Source organism: Chloroflexota bacterium (genome assembly GCA_020850535.1).
Taxonomy (GTDB): domain Bacteria; phylum Chloroflexota; class UBA6077; order UBA6077; family JACCZL01; genus JADZEM01.
Window position 1 is genome coordinate 22,885 of sequence record JADZEM010000003.1, and the last position, 15,857, is coordinate 38,741.

The window sequence follows — 15,857 nt, forward strand, 5'->3', positions numbered from 1 at the left end:
TCGCCATAGACAAAGCCCCCGCGCTTCCTCGTGAGCGCGGGGGCTGTTCTGGTTCCACCATGTGTGGCCATCAGGATCGCGTGGGATGCGTCGGCTGTCAGTCCTCGGTTCTGGGTACGGGCCGTGTCGACTCGACCCGCCGAAGAAGCTCCGCCAGGGATATGACGCCGACACCCTCATCGGCCAGATGCGCCATCAGGTCGGCATCTCGTTTGATGTGGTCGTCTCGCGTAACCAAGTAGTCGGCCCGTCCTCGTACAGCCGTCTCAAGGATGGCATCGTCATCTGGATCTCGGCAGATCCGAAGCATCCCATCGGTGACCACGTACACGGAACTGAACAGGATCTCGTGCAAGACAATGTCGATGTGGGACGGTTCCAGTTTGAGTCGGCGGAGGATACGCGGTCTCCGCACGACATCCTGAATCTCCTCGACAAGGTAGTCCGAGAGAACGAGCAGGATGGAGCGGTCACGGACCAGGGAGATCAGGCGCGCCGGCACGCCAACAGGGTTGATGAACGCCGAGATCCAGACGTTGGTGTCAATGACGACACGAAGCAGCGCGTCACCCACGTGTCATTCGGCGCGCCCGTATCGTTGTCGAACCCACTGCGAGCCTCGCTGTACAGATCGCGCGGCACGTCGTTCTCATTGTGCCATGCCGTCGGCCAGGCCGGTAGGCGAAGTCCGAAGCGCTCTTGCCTTCGAGTGGTACCCTTCTAACAGTACCTTGACGCTGCGTCCACGGGAGGTTCCGGTGCTCCACTTCACACCTCATCCCGAGGTCCGGTCCCGGCTTGAGGAACTGGAGGACCAGACCCTCTCCAGGTTCGCCGCGCGGAGCGTCGATGCCTCCGGCCGCCGCTGGCCCCAGGAGCCAGATCCGATCCGCGCGTCCTACCAGCGCGACCGCGACCGCGTCATCCACAGCAAGGCGTTCCGCCGGCTGAAGCACAAGACCCAGGTCTTCATCGCGCCCAAGGGCGACCACTACCGCACTCGGCTGACCCACACGATGGAGGTCACCCAGGTGGCCAGGACCATCGCGCGGGCGCTCCGGCTGAACGAGGATCTGACGGAGGCAACGGGCCTCGCGCATGACCTTGGGCACACGCCGTTCGGGCACGCCGGCGAGGACGCCATGGCCGAGATCCTCGGGCACTTCCGCCACAACGAGCAGAGCGTGCGGGTGGTCGAGTACCTGGAGCGGGAGGGGCGCGGCCTCAACCTCGCGGAGCAGGTCCGGGACGGCATCCTGCGGCACTCGAAGCTGCGCGAGAGCGTCGCCGCCGAAGGCTGGGGCGTCGCCAGTACCCTCGAAGGGCAGATCGTCAAGCTGGCCGACAGCATCGCCTACCTCGCCCACGACATCGACGACGCCATCCGAGCGGGCGTGATCACCACCGAGCGCATCCCGGTCGAGTTCCGTGAGGCGTTCGGCACGACCACCGGCGAGCGGATCGAGGCGCTCGTCAGCGACATCGTGGACTACAACTGGCGCGTCGCGACCGGCGACGGCGCAACCTGGCACGATGCCGTCGGGAACGGCGTCGCTATCGGGATCAGCCCATCAACGCTGCAGCTGTTCAACGGCCTGCGCGAGTTCATGTTCAGCACGGTCTACACGGCCTCCGACGCCAAGGCCGACAACCCGAAGACCGTCTTCGTGATCCACGCGCTGTTCGAGCACTTCTGTCGCCATCCCGAGCAGATGCCGGCCGAGTTCCGGGAGAACCCGCGCGACGAGCCGCTCGAGCGCCGCGTGGCCGACTACATCGCCGGCATGACCGACCGCTACGCCGTGAAGGTGTTCGAGCAGTTGTACGTGCCGCGCGAGTGGGCGGTCTTCTCCTGACGGCTGCCCACATCTGCCGACTGCCCACACCGCCGCGAATCCAGAATCCGACGAGAGGGAACCATGACCGGTGACGCGTTGAGGCCCTGGACTGAGCAGGCAGCCCTTGGGATGTTCCCGGCGCTGATCGAGGCGGCACGGCGCGGATCTGCTGACATCGGTCGATTGCTGACGGCGATCCTCGACGACGGCCTGAACGCGCCGCCGATGCTGCTGGCCCGATTCGGTCCCGTTGCCGTCTGGGGCCAGGAGTTCCTGTTCCTACTGGAAGCTGACCAATCAGCGGCGGTCGCCATCGACGGTGGCCCACCGCTCCCGATGGCGCGCATCGAGGGGACTCGGTTCTGGTACCGGCTGGAGACGCTCCGGCTCGGGACCACCCACAACCTCATGCCCATCGTCGATGGGCAGAGCCAGGGCGGCTTCGGCGGCTCGATGCCACGCTCGGTGGCCGGCTACAACCCGGAGAGCTATCCGCTGCCTGGCGCACCGCACGGCACGCTTTCGGACAAGCGCACGGTCACCAGCCGGATCTACGGCGGCGCGACAGCCGACTACTGGATCTACACCAATCCGGGCATCGACACGGCCCGAGGCGCGCCGGTCACGGTCTGGCTGGACGGCCGCAGCCACGTGGGCAGCTTCGGTCTGCTCGGGGTGCGGCTCCAGACGGTCACGGACAACCTCGTCCATCGCGGACTGATCCCGCCGATGGTTCACGTCCTCTTGCAGCCGGGGACCGGCGGCTCGCGCGTCCCATCGCGCCTGCTCGCCGGCCAGACGCCCGAGCATGCCCTGCGGAGCGTCCAGTTCGACACGGTCTCGGACGAGTTCGGGCGGCACGTACTCACCGAGGTGCTTCCGGACGTGGAGGCCGTCGTCAAGCTGCGCCAGGACGGCTACTCGCGGGCCATCGCTGGGGAGTCGTCGGGCGGGATCGCAGCCTTCAAGACCTGCTGGTTCGCGCCGGACCAGTTCAGCCGCGCCATCTCGACCATCGCCAGCTACACGGCGCTCCAGTGGCATCCCGACCAGCACCTGGACGGCGGCTACATCTTCCCGTTCCTGGTGCGCCGCGAGCCTCGGCGCAACATCCGCGTCTGGCTCTCGGACGGCATCGAGGACATCGACGTCGAGAGCAGCGTCGATCTGATGGGCGTCTACGAGGCCGGCAGCTGGCCGCTCTCGAACATCCAGATGGCGCAGTCGCTCAAGACCCGCCTCTACGACTTTCACTTCAGGTACGGGACGGCGTCGCACAACTCGGCGCAGTACGCGCTCGACCTGCCGGAGACGCTGCGGTGGCTCTGGCGGGGCTACGATCCGTCCACGACCTTCGAGACCTACGAGCAGGAGGCGTCCGAGCGCGCGAAGCCTCTGTACCGCGTCCAGATCGCCAACCGCGACGCCTGGTAAGGGCGTCTCCGAGTCGAGCCGACCATCAGGTCCACAACGATGCCCGACGCGTCTGTGATGGATGCGTGTTACCGTCAGGGCTGACAGGGGTTCCCTCCGTACCTTACGTCAGGGCATCATTCGGTCAAGCGAGGCCAGCCGATCTCGCCGATGTGACGCGCTGCACCCACCGACTACGAGGACGCCCGTGCCAGACTCGACGATTGACGAGATCAAGCGCCGCCTCGACGTGGTCGACGTCATCGGGCAGACCGTCCAGCTCAAGCGGGCTGGCAAGGGCTTCAAGGGCCTCTGCCCCTTCCACGGCGAGAAGACGCCGTCCTTCTGGGTCACGCCTGAGCGCGGCACCTGGCACTGCTTCGGCTGCGGCGAGGGCGGCGACATCTTCTCCTTCATCCAGAAGCGCGACAACCTCAGCTTCGTCGAGGCGCTGCGTTTTTTAGGCGAGCGAGCCGGCGTCGTAGTCGAGGAGCGGACCCGCCCTGACCCATCGGAGAAGCAGGAGCGCGAACGCCACTTCGCCATCCTCGACGCGATGGCCCTCTACTACCGGGGGGCGCTCACGGGCGAGGCCGGCGCGGCTGCTCGCGCGTACATCGAGAGTCGCGGCCTGACCGACCAGACCATCGACCGCTTCGGGCTGGGGTACGCCGACGCGCCAGGGCGCGGTCTCGAACGGCACCTGACCCGCAACGGCTACAGCATCGACGAGTGCGTGGCGGCCGGCGCGCTTGGCCGCTCCGAGGACGGCGCGCGCGTCTTCGACCGCTTCCGCGACCGCGTCATCTTCCCGATCCGCGACGTCGATGGCCACGTCATCGGTTTCGGCGGGCGCGCGATGCGCTCCGACCAGCAGCCGAAGTACCTCAACTCGCCCCAGACCGATATCTTCGACAAGGGCAGCCAGTTGTACGCCCTCGATGCCGCCCGCGACACGATCCGCAAGCAGGGCGCGGCCATCGTGGTCGAGGGGTACATGGACGCCCTGATGGCGCACCAGGCCGGCTTCTCGAACGTCGTGGCGACGCTGGGGACGGCCATCACCGAGCGCCACGTCCAGGCCCTGCGCCGCCAGAGCGCCCGCGAGATCATCCTCTGCCTCGACAACGACGCGGCTGGCCTGCGCGCCGCCCTGCGCGGCTCGGGCGTGGCCCACGACAGCACCCGCGACGAGGCCCCTCGCATCGACTTCAGCCTGCTGAACGGCTCGGAACGCTCGCGGGGCCGGGACGGCACGCCGGCCATCTTCGTCGAGCGCCGTACCATCCTCAAAGCGTTCTCGCTGACCGGCGGGAAAGACCCGGACGAGGTCATCAAGACCGATCCCGAAGCCTGGGTCCGCGAGTCCACCGCCGCGAAGCCGATTGTCGACTTCGTGTTCCAGAACCTGCCGCGCGTGTACGACCTCAGCACCACCGAGGGCCGCCGCGAGGCAGCGCGGGCGGCCGTCGGGCTGATCTACGACGTGTCCGACCCCATCGACCGCGACCAGTACCTGATGAAACTGGCGGGCATCATCGGCACCGGCGTCGATCTGCTGCGCGAGTTTGCGCGGCGCACCATGCACGTCGTGTCGCGGAACGAGGCGGCCCCGCAACGGCCAGCCAGCCCGCTGGGGCAGCCGACCGCTCCGACTGGGCCGGCGGCCCCCACCGCGCCGCCGACGCCTCCCGATCTGCCGACCTCGCTGGTCGATCCGGGCGAGCGGCTTCAAGACTTCGTGCTGGCGCTGCTGCTCAGGATCGGCATGGTCGAGATCTGGCCGGAGCCGAATGACTTCGAAACCGGCGTCCATCGGGCGATTCTCCAGCAGCTGCAAGACGGCCCGGCCTGGCCTGATCCTGAGACGGCACTGGCCCGACTCGAAGAGGCATTTGGGGAGGCGGCGGCTCCAACGCTCGATCGCGTGCGTTCTCGCGACGAACTCAACGCCGGAATCTCACTCGACGATCTGCGGCGGGAGTACGACGTACGCCGTCTGGAGTTGCGAAAGGGGCGTCTGTTCAGGCAACATGACGCACTCAAAGCGGCCCTGCTGGAGGAGGAATCGGGGCAGAGTGTTGCGGAACGGCAAGCGTCCATCGAATGGCTCAATCAGGTAGCCAGGAGCATTTACGAGACGTTCGCCGAACAGCGGCAGCTCGGGGTCGTGGGTACTGCGTCCTGGAGCATCCGGCGCGGGCAGGAGGTCCTTGGTGGTTGACGATCCGCACAACAGCCGAGTCTCGCGAGAGAGGTCGGCCACAGAGACGCTCCAGCCGTTTGAATCGGACCAACTCGCAACGCTCCACGCCGGGGCGACCACCCTCGAGCCGCTCACCGACATCGAGGACGCCGACGACCTCGAAGTCTCCGACCTGGGGCCGGACGGCCTCGGCCCGAACGGGCTGAGCGCTGACGACCTCGAAGCCGAGACGCTCGTCATCGCCGGCGACGATCCATCGGTGACCGACACGCCGGTGCTGATCGGACCTGTCGCAGCCGAGGACAACGTCACCGGCATCGGCTGGATCAACCCGACCGACGCCGATCTCCTCCTCGAAGAGAGCGAGGCCGATCCGGTCATCGCGCTGGCCCTGGCGAACCGCTCGCAGACCGATGGCGAATCGACCCCCGAAGCGGTGGTCCGGCCGGAGGAGACGGAGGGTCTTGAAGACCACGTCCGCATGTACCTCCGCGAGATCGGGCTGGTCCCGCTGCTGTCCTGGAGCGGCGAGAAGCGTCTCGCGCGACGGATGGAAGAGGGCGCGCTGCTCGAACGGCTGGCCGGCGACGTCGAGGAGATCGGCGTCGAGTCGGTGGCCGTGGAGCTGATGGCCGAGCTGGAGCGCCGCTTCGAGGCCCACTTCTCGCTGCTGGCGCACTGGTTCGCGGATCTCGTCCCAACCGGCTCCGGCTACCGCGCGGCGATGACCACCCTCAGCGAGACCGATGAGCTGCCCGCCGAGCGCTGCCAGGCGGTTGCACTGGTCTGCGGGCGTGCGGCGGACGAGCTGCGCGAGTCGCTGATCGAGCTGTCCACACTCTGCCGCATCCTGCCAGACGATCTCCTGGACTGGGTGGCCGAGCGCCGGGCGGCCGGCGAGACCCGCACGCTCTGCCCGATTGTCGGGCGGGTGCTGACCGTCGATTCGCGCTCGCTGGCCGACCATTTCGGCTGGATCCAGTTCGAGGCCGAGCGCGCCCGCGCCGCCCTCACCGAGGCCAACCTGCGCCTCGTGGTGAGCGTCGCCAAAAAGTACATCGGCCGGGGGATGTCGCTGCTGGACCTGATCCAGGAAGGCAACATCGGCCTGATTCGCGCGGTCGAGAAATTCGAGTATCGCAAGGGCTTCAAGTTCTCGACCTATGCGACGTGGTGGATTCGGCAGGCGATCACCCGTGCCATCGCGGACCAGGCCCGCACGATCCGCATCCCCGTCCATATGGTCGAGACGATCAATCGGCTCAGCCGGCTGACTCGCCGGCTGGTCCAGGATCTCGGGCGCGAGCCGACCTCCGAGGAGCTCGGCGCTGAGATGGAGATCTCGCCGGACCGCGTGCGGGACATCCTCAAGGTGGCGCAGGATCCGGTCTCGCTCGAGACGCCGATTGGCGAGGAAGAGGACAGCCACCTCGGGGACTTCATCGAGGATCAGGGCGCGATGGCCCCATCGGACGCGGCCTCGCACCAGCTGCTCAAGGAGCAAGTCGAGGACGTGCTCGACTCGCTGACTGGACGAGAGCGGCGGGTGCTGCAGCTGCGCTTCGGGCTGGACGACGGCCGCCAGCGGACGCTGGAGGAGGTCGGGCGCGAGTTCGGCGTCACGCGCGAGCGCATCCGGCAGATCGAGGCGAAGGCCCTGCGGAAACTGCGCCACCCGAGCCGCTCGAAGAAGCTGCGAGACTACCTCGAGTAGGCAATAGGCGTGCACGTCTGGTCTATCGCGTCCGGCAGCTCTGGCAACGCCTACCTGCTGCGCTCCGAGAACACCACCCTGCTGGTCGAGTGCGGTATCCCGCTCGGCCGGATCAGGGCGTTTCTCAAGCAGCAGGGCATCTCGCCGTACGATCTCGACGGCATCCTGCTCACCCACGATCACACCGACCACACCCGCTCGGCACGGCAACTGTCGGACGCATACCGCGTGCCGATCTACGCCACGGCCGGCACTTTTCGGCACACCCTTCTGAAGGACGCCGAGCATGCCCGGCCGCTGATCGCCGGCCGCACGCACGAGCTTGGCGACGTGGCCGTGTTGCCGTTCAGCGTGCCCCACGACGCCATCGAGCCGGTCGGCTTCAAGATCGCAGGGCACGCGGCCACCGTCACCGTCACCACCGATCTCGGACACGTCCCGGTCGAGGTGCAGCGTCAGCTATCGGACAACGATCTGCTGATCTTCGAGGCCAACCACGACGTGGACATGCTCCAGGCCGGACCGTACCCGTACTTCCTGAAGCGACGCGTCCTCGGCGAGCACGGCCACCTCAGCAACCGCGCCACCGCCGAGGCCCTGGCCTCCTGCAAGGACCGCATCGCCCCAGAGATCTGGCTGGCGCACCTGAGCCCCACCAACAACCTCCCGCACCTCGCGCAGGCCGTCATCTCCGAGCATCTCGCCAGCCGCGATCTCGGGCACGTGGCCGTGCGGGTCGCCGAGCGTCACCGGCCCAGCCTCTCCTGGGAAGCCACTCCGAGAGCCCGCCAGCTTATGATGTTCTGACGGGACGTTGACCCAGCTTTCGCCCAGCGAACATCCCTAGATCGCTACGCTGTCCGTTTTTCAGGTGGCTGCACGATCTGACCGTCGTGCGCAGGGCGGCAGAGAGGGCTGTATGTGGCGACAGGCGCAGGGCGATTCGCTTCGGCAGGCCATTGGCCTGTTCAGCGTGCTGCTCGGCGCGCTGCTGCTCGTTGCCCCGCATCAGTTCTCGGCGGCGGCCTTCGGCCTGCTTCGGCCGTACCATCCGCTGCTTGGCGCGTGGGTCATCGGCTCCGGCCTGCTGCTGATGGCGAGCACGTTCCTTCGCACGCCACGGTCGACGTTCGTCGCGACGCATCTGCTCGCCGCGGCTCCGCTGCTCGCCTTCGGGGCCGCCTTCGTGGCGTCTGGCAACTGGCACGGCGCGGTGATGTGTATCGTCACCGGCCTGACAACCGCCCTCCTCGCGAAGCTCCCCACGGACGAGTTTCCGGGGAGCGACCGGCCGATCACCGCACTGGCGCTCATGCTTGGCGCCGTCGCGATCGTCCTCGGCGGGGGCATGGCCATCAACGTGGCGATCGGCACTGCGCCGGCTCCGTTCCAGACACGCATCGGCTGGATGTCCGCGATCTTCCTGCTGACTGGCAGCATCACGCTCTTCACCCAGATCAGCCAGCCGATTGAGAACCCGGTTCGGAAGATCGCCAAAGCCGTCTTGGGCCTCGCGTTCCTCGCGCATGCCTGGCTGCTGGCCGGTCCCATCGGCGGCATGGTCGGCGCGCTCTACTTCCTGACGTTCGGGGCGACCCTCATCATCCTCCCGTGGGTGCGCCGCCATCGGTTCGTAAGCACGACGTCGCTCCAGGTACAGCTCGCCGTGGCGATGATCGCCATCACGGTCGTCGCCATCGCACTCACCGCTGGCATTCTCGGCGACCGCGAAGAGCGGAGCAGCGTCGCCGCCCAGCTCGAGGTGAACGCCCGGCTGGCCGATTCCCTGGCGTCAAGCGTGGACAGCTACCTTGCCATCCACAGCAGCACCATCGTCGCACTCGCCGCTGACCCCGCCCTGCGGTCCAGCTCGACAGACGGCCTGAACGCGATCCTTCGTTCGCACACGCGCGCGTTCGGCAGCGATGTCACCTACCTGATCTGGGACTACGACGGCCACCAGGTCGGTCGGGGCGACGACCGGCCGTTCACGTCGCTCGGCCCAGATGCCACAGGCCTCTCGCCAGCCGTCACCCAGCCGCTCATCAGTCACGGCATGTCCCGCCTCCGCAACCGCCCGATCATCTTCATCAGGACGCCGATCCGCGACGAGTCGGGCGCGTCCTCGATGTACCTGAACGCCACCATCGAATCGGCACAGCTTACGCGCCTGCTCCAGATCGCGAGCAGCGCCGACGCACAAGCGTACGTCATCGACGAGCTGGGCGAGCCGGTCGCTCACCCGGCCTTCGACCGAGAACCCGACGCCGCCCCCGGCGGACTCCGTCTCCGACCGGCGCTCCGGCCGGTCCTTGCGCGGCTGGAGCATGAGGGCGCGCTGGTGGACGACGCCCCTGTTGGGCAATCGCTGGTCGGCTATGCGCGGCTCGACACCGTGCCATGGACGGTCATCGTCGAGCGTCCGGCCGCCCAGGCCCTCGCGGAGGCCCACCGATCCCGCGAGCTGGCCTACGGATTCCTGGTGGCCGCCATCGCCGTGGCCGCCGCCGCCGGAGTCGTCGTGTCGCGGAGGATCACCCGGCCCCTCGCGCACCTGAGCCGAGTCGTCGAGCAGCTGGCCGATGGCGACTCACACGCACCGATTCCGTCCGAGGGCGCATCCGAGATCCAGACGCTCGGCGGCGCCTTTACGTCCATGCGGGACCGCCTGGCGGAGCGCACCGCCGAACGCGAGGCCGCGCTGCAAACGGCCCGTGCCACCGAGGAGCTGCTGCGCCGGTTCGTCGAGCAGGCTCCCGTAGCGGTGGCGATGCTCGACCGCGATCTGCGCTACCTCGTGGTGAGCCGTCGCTGGATCAGCGACTACGGGCTGGACGGGCAGCAGCTGATCGGTCGGGGGCACTACGAGGTCTTTCCCGAGGTTCCCGACGACTGGAAGGCCATCCACCGGCAGTGTCTTGCTGGGACGGTGATCTCACGCACTGAAGATCGGTTCGTGCGCTCGGATGGCTCGGAGCAGTGGTTGCACTGGGAGGTGCAGCCGTGGCGCAACGCCGACGGAGAGATCGGCGGGCTGGTCCTCTTCAGCGAGGTCGTAACCGACCGCGTGCGGACCCGCGAAGAGCGCCGGAGCTTGATGATGCGCGAGCGAGTCCTCCAGTGGCGCACCGCCTTCCTGGCCGACGCCAGCCGGCGGCTCGCCGAAAGCCTCGACCTCGACGCGGTGCTCGATCAGGCGACGCGCCTGCCCCTCCCACGCCTCGCCGATGTCTGCCTGATCGACCTGACGGACGAGGACGGATCGCTGGTCTGCCGCGTCGCCAACCACGCCGAGCCAGACTGCCAGCCGGAGATCCAGTCGTTGGTTGGACAGCGGGTCGCGCAAGACGAGCCAGAATCCATCCGGGCGGCCGTGCTGCGGACAGGGCAGCCGCGCCTGAGCCTGACCTGCGGCGCGCCGACATCCGCGGGCCGGGCCGGTGCGAGCGGCAGCTGGGCCGCGATCGCTGCGCCGCTCAACGTGCGAGGCCGCATGCTTGGCGTGATGACGCTCGGCGTCTCGCTCCAGAATCGCACCTACGACGAGGCCGACCTCGATCTCGCGACCGAGCTTGCCCAGCGCGTCGCCCTGGCCGTCGAGAACGCCCGCCTCTACCAGCAGATCGCCCGGTCGAATCACCAGCTGGCCGAGACGATCCACTCGCTGGAGGAGACTGCCGAGCAGGCGCGCGCGCTCGCCGTGGCGGCCCAGGCCGCCGACCGCGCCAAGAGCGACTTCCTGGCCGTCATGAGCCATGAGATCCGCACACCGATGAATGGCGTCATCGGGATGGCCGAGCTGCTCCTGGACTCTGGCCTGGACGACAACCAGCGCGAGCAGGCGCAGACCATCGCGTCAAGCGCGAACGCCCTGCTCACCATCATCAACGACATTCTCGACTTCTCGAAGATCGAAGCCGGGCGGCTGGAGCTGGAGCGGATCCCGTTTGACCTGCGCGAGACCGTCGAGGACGTGACGGAGCTGCTGGCGGCCAGTGCCTTTGGCAAGGGCATCGAGCTCCAGGTGGAGCTGCCCCCGTCCATCCCAGCCGACGTCCTCGGCGACCCGAACCGTCTGCGCCAGATCCTCACCAACCTGCTCGGCAACGCGGTCAAATTTACGACCGTCGGCTCGGTCTCCGTGCGTGTGAGCCTCGACACGCTGACCGACGACGAGGTCATGCCACGATTCGAGATCCGCGATACAGGCATCGGCATCGAGCACGAGGCGCTCCAGCAGCTCTTCCAGCCATTCACACAGGCCGACGCCGGCACCAGCCGCCGCTACGGTGGGACCGGGCTCGGGCTGGCGATCTGTAAGCGGCTCGCCGAGCTGATGGGCGGCCAGATCGGGGTCGGCTCGACGCCTGGGATCGGCAGCACGTTCTGGTTCACCTGCCGGCTCGGCATCGCGCCGGTCGCATCCACGGAGCGCACGCCTCTTGACGGCGCCGAACCCGGCTGGCTGGCGCGGCAGCGCATCCTGGTGGTGGACGATCTGCCGACCAACCGCGCGACGGTCCAGGCCCAGCTGGGAGCGCTCGGCATCGAGTCATCCGCCGTCGAGGATCCGAGGATCGCCGTCGAGCTGCTGCGCGGCGCGGCCGCCGGCGGACATCCGTACACCTGCGTCCTGCTGGACTTTCAGATGCCTGGCCTGACTGGCCTGGAGGCCGCTGCCCTGATACGAGCCGAGGCGACGCTCGCACACGTGCCGCTCATGCTGCTCGGCTCGGGCCTGGACGACCAGCGGCGGCGCGAGGCGCTGAGCGCCGGGTTCCTGGCCGTCATCGAGAAACCTGTTCGCCGCCGTCAGCTGATGCGGGCGCTGAGCCGGCTCGCCCCCACCGAACCGCCACCACGGGTCAACCTCGGGCACGATGCCGCCGGGCAGCGCCCGGCCCGCCCCGTGGTGCTGGTGGCGGAGGACTCGCTTGTCAACCAGCAGGTGGCCATCGGGCTGCTGGGCAAGCTCGGCGTCGATGCCGTCGTCGTCGGCAACGGCCGCGAGAGCATCACAGCGCTGGCCAACGGTCACTTCGATCTCGTCTTCATGGACTGCCTGATGCCCGAGATGGATGGCTACATGGCGGCAGCGGAGATTCGTCGCCTGGAACAGCAGGAGGGACGGCGGCGCGTTCCGATCGTGGCCCTCACTGCGAGCGCGCGCCAGGAGGACCGGGACCAGTGCCTCGCATCCGGCATGGACGACTTTGTCTCGAAGCCGATCCGAGGGGCCGGCCTGGAGACCATCCTGCGCCGCTGGCTGCCGGCCGCGGGCAAGACACCTGGGAGCGAACCGGCCCGAGGCCGCGAAGACGCCGCCACGGGCAACGCGCCGGAGGCCGGCGCTGCCCGCCGCCCGACCGTCAGCTTCGATCCGGACGCGCTGGAGCCGATCCGCGAACTGGAAGGGGAAGGCTCATCCGCCCTGTTCGACGAGATGCTCGCGCACTTCCGCGTCGACGGATCCGAGCGACTGGCCGCCCTGCGCGCGGCGCTGGCAGCGGCGGACTGCGACCAGCTGCATCGGTTGGCGCACACGATGAAGGGCGAGGCGATGGCGTGGGGCGCCCGTGAGCTGGTCGAGGCGGCGATCCGGGTCGAGACGCTGGCGTACGATGGCCAGTTGCTTGAGGTGCCAGTCGCCCTGATTCGGCTGGACGCCTACTTCTGGGCAACGGTCGCGGAACTGGAAGCGATCCGCCCCTCGATGGCCGGCCGAGCGAGCGCGCCGCGGCGGTCCGTGTAGGGCATCTGGGCCCGGCGGCCGGAGCGACCGGCCGCGAGTTCTTGTCTGACAACCTTCTGACGAGTTACGGTGTCGAATCAACGGCGAGCGTCCGGACGGAAGATTCAGACCCGTCTGATACAATCCCTCCGAGTCGGCCCGTCGCGCACCATCGCGGCCTCTCCCTGGGAGCGCGTGAGAGCGGTCAGTATCGAGCCGCGAGTATCCGACATCGGCGGGTGAGTCCAGTATGCCCTCGCGTCCGCGCCCTGGTACCAGCGACGAAGTTCGTCGCGCATTCATCGAGTTCTTTGCCGAGCGCGGCCACGTCCACCAGGCGAGTTCCAGCCTCGTCCCGTTCAACGATCCCAGCGTGCTGCTCACCACGGCCGGCATGCAGCAGATGATCCCGTACATGCTCGGGCGTGAAGTGCCGCCGGCCATCCGCATGACCTCGATTCAGAAGTGCTTCCGCACCGGCGACATCGACGAGGTCGGCAACCCGCGCAACCTGACCTTCTTCGAGATGCTCGGGAACTTCTCCATTGGAGACTACTTCAAGGAGAGCATCATCCCGTGGTCGTGGGAGTTCATCACCGAGCGGCTCCAGCTTCCCGCGGAGCGGGTGTACGTCACCATCCACCCGACCGACGACGAGGCCCGACAGCTCTGGCTGAAGATCGTCCCGCCCGAGAAGATCACCGATCTGGAAGACAACTGGTGGGGCCCGCCAGGGGCCGAGGGGCCGTGCGGCCCCGACTCTGAACTCTACTACGACATGGGCGAGGAGCTGGGCTGCGGCAGCGCCGACTGCGCGCCCGGCTGCGACTGCGACCGCTACCTGGAGTTCTGGAACCTCGTGTTCATGCAGTTCTTCCAGGATCGGCAGGGCAACCGCACGCCGCTCCCCAAGACGAACATCGACACCGGCTCCGGCCTCGAACGCGTCACCGCGATCATGCAGGGCGTCACGACGGTCTACGAGACGGACCTCTTCCGCCCGATCATCGACGACGTGGCGGCCATCGCCGGCACCTCGTTCGGGCGCGACGAGCACACCGACTACGCCCTGCGGGTCGTCGCGGATCATGCGCGCGGCGTGACGTTCCTGGCCTCAGACGGCGTGGTCCCCGGCAACGAGGGGCGCGGCTACGTCATGCGGCGGATCGTGCGGCGAGCCGTGCGTTACGGACGGACCCTCGGCATCGAGCGGCCGTTCCTGGAGTCCATCGTCGGGAAGGTCATCAGCCGGATGGCGGCGGCCTATCCCGAGCTGGAAGCGGGCCGCGCCGGCATCATCGAGACGATCACCCTCGAAGAGGCCCGCTTCGCGGAGACGCTGGCGGCCGGCACCGAGCGGCTGAACGAGTGGATCGCCCAGGCGAAGGCCGCCGGTCGGTCCGCCGTGGATGGGCGGCTGCTGTTCCAGCTTCACGACACGTTCGGCTTCCCGTTCGAGCTGTCCGAGGAGATGATCGCGGAGGCCGGTCTCTCCGCCGACCGCCCGGGCTTCGACGCCGCGATGGAGGAGCAGCGCACCCGCAGCCGGGCCGGCGCGCGGTTCAAGTCGATGGCCGAAGTCCTGGCCAGCGAGGGGCCGGGCGGCGCGCCCGAGAGCCAGTTCCAGTGGGAGCGCCCGCTGACCCTGCCCGGCGAGATCGTCGCGATCGGCGTCCATGAAGACACTGTCGGGCTGCGCTGGGATCTGGACGAGATCAAGCAGGGCCAGCACGGGCAGATCCTGCTGCACGGCGTGACCCCGTTCTACCCTGAAGCCGGCGGCCAGGTCGGCGACCGGGGCGTGATCCGCAACGAGCACGGCATCTTCCGGGTCACCGACACGCGCAAGCTGGACGGGGCACACGTTGTGCACATCGGCCACCTCGAATCTGGAACGCTGAGCCGCACGGTGAACCCCCAGGTGATCGCCGAGGTCGACCCTGTCCACCGCGCCCCGACGGCGCGGCACCACACGATCACGCACGTCCTCCACCGCACGCTCAAGGACGTGCTCGGCGAGAACACGTCGCAGCGCGGCTCGCTGGTTGCCCCACACGTCGCCCGCTTCGACTTCAACTACCCCCGTCCGGTCTCTCGTCAGCAGCTGGAGGAGATCAACGCCCGCATGAACCACCACATCCTGGCCGACGAGCCGGTGACGTGGTCGATCATGCAGATCGACGACGCGCGCAAGTCGGGCGCGATGGCGATCTTCGGCGAGAAGTACGGCAACGAGGTCCGCGTGGTGGACATCGGCGGCTGGAGCCGCGAGCTGTGCGGCGGCACCCACGTCCACCGCGCGGGCGAGGTCGGGCCGGCCTTCCTGCTTCGCGAGTCCGGTCTCGCGAGCGGCATCCGGCGCGTCGAGGTGCTGGCGGGTGAGGCCGCGTTCACGCACGCCTGGAACCAGCAGGAGCGGCTGCTCTCGCTGGCACGGACGGTCGGCGCGCCCGTCGATCAGCTCGAGGCGAAGCTCACCTCGCTGGTCGAGGAGCTGGATCAGGCGAAGCGCGACGCCGCGAAGCTCGAAGCGCAACTGGCGGCCGGCCGGGCTGCAAATCTCGTGGACACCGCCGTCAAGGTGGGTGAGGTCAACGTGCTGGCGGCGAAGGTCGAGGCGTCGAGCCGGGACGGCCTGCGCGACATGGCCGATCAGCTCCGGGCAAAGCTCGGCACCTCAGTGGTGGCGCTCGGCGCGAGCTTCGACGGCCAGCAGGCGTTCGTCGTCGGGGCCAGCCGCGACGCGATCGAGCGCGGCATCAACGCTGGCGACATCCTCCGGCAGGCCCTGGCCGCCGCTGGCGGCAAGGGCGGTGGCCGCCCTGACTTTGCCCAGGGCGGTGTGAAAGAAGCGGACCAGCTCTCTGTGGCGCTTGCCCAGGTAGTGCCGCTTGTCGAGCGTGCGGTTGGAGGGGCCTAGACCCGTGGCGACAGCATCCGCGACACCTCCGGGAG

7 protein-coding genes and 2 pseudogenes are annotated in these 15,857 nt (G+C 68.3%); 8 read left to right on the forward strand and 1 reads right to left on the reverse strand.

All coding sequences use genetic code 11. From position 1 onward, the window contains the following. Positions 1-97: 97 nt before the first annotated feature. Positions 98-574, reverse strand: a complete 477-nt coding sequence (locus IT306_00135; GenBank protein MCC7366799.1) for a putative toxin-antitoxin system toxin component, PIN family — start codon at positions 572-574, stop codon at positions 98-100. An 85-nt stretch (positions 575-659) separates the two neighbouring features. Here IT306_00135 and IT306_00140 point away from each other — a divergent pair, with 85 nt between their 5' ends. From IT306_00140 to alaS, 8 genes and pseudogenes are all read left to right on the forward strand, one after another. After that, positions 660-1,856 (forward strand): deoxyguanosinetriphosphate triphosphohydrolase, encoded by a 1,197-nt coding sequence (locus IT306_00140; GenBank protein MCC7366800.1) that lies wholly within the window; start codon positions 660-662, stop codon positions 1,854-1,856. Positions 1,857-1,919: 63 nt separating this feature from the next. After that, positions 1,920-3,272, forward strand: a complete 1,353-nt coding sequence (locus IT306_00145) for an esterase (GenBank protein ID MCC7366801.1) — start codon at positions 1,920-1,922, stop codon at positions 3,270-3,272. Between the two features lie 187 nt (positions 3,273-3,459). Then, positions 3,460-5,475, forward strand: a complete 2,016-nt coding sequence (gene dnaG / locus IT306_00150; GenBank protein MCC7366802.1) for a DNA primase — start codon at positions 3,460-3,462, stop codon at positions 5,473-5,475. 463 nt (positions 5,476-5,938) lie between these two features. Then, positions 5,939-6,037, forward strand: a pseudogene (locus IT306_00155) (hypothetical protein). Between the two features lie 435 nt (positions 6,038-6,472). Then, positions 6,473-7,171 (forward strand): annotated as a pseudogene (gene rpoD / locus IT306_00160) (RNA polymerase sigma factor RpoD). A 9-nt stretch (positions 7,172-7,180) separates the two neighbouring features. Then, positions 7,181-7,978 (forward strand): MBL fold metallo-hydrolase, encoded by a 798-nt coding sequence (locus tag IT306_00165; protein MCC7366803.1) that lies wholly within the window; start codon positions 7,181-7,183, stop codon positions 7,976-7,978. Between the two features lie 112 nt (positions 7,979-8,090). Next, positions 8,091-12,923 (forward strand): response regulator, encoded by a 4,833-nt coding sequence (locus tag IT306_00170; GenBank protein MCC7366804.1) that lies wholly within the window; start codon positions 8,091-8,093, stop codon positions 12,921-12,923. 229 nt (positions 12,924-13,152) lie between these two features. After that, entirely contained in the window at positions 13,153-15,822 is a 2,670-nt protein-coding gene (alaS, locus tag IT306_00175) for an alanine--tRNA ligase (GenBank protein MCC7366805.1), read from the forward strand. Positions 15,823-15,857 lie beyond the last annotated feature (35 nt).

Excerpts from the sequence above, each read along its gene's own strand:
- IT306_00140 (MCC7366800.1), top strand. The coding sequence starts at position 660 with ATGCCGTCGGCCAGGCCGGTAGGCGAAGTCCGAAGCGCTCTTGCCTTC.
- IT306_00145 (MCC7366801.1), top strand. The coding sequence starts at position 1,920 with ATGACCGGTGACGCGTTGAGGCCCTGGACTGAGCAGGCAGCCCTTGGG.
- IT306_00170 (MCC7366804.1), top strand. The coding sequence starts at position 8,091 with ATGTGGCGACAGGCGCAGGGCGATTCGCTTCGGCAGGCCATTGGCCTG.
- alaS (MCC7366805.1), top strand. The coding sequence starts at position 13,153 with ATGCCCTCGCGTCCGCGCCCTGGTACCAGCGACGAAGTTCGTCGCGCA.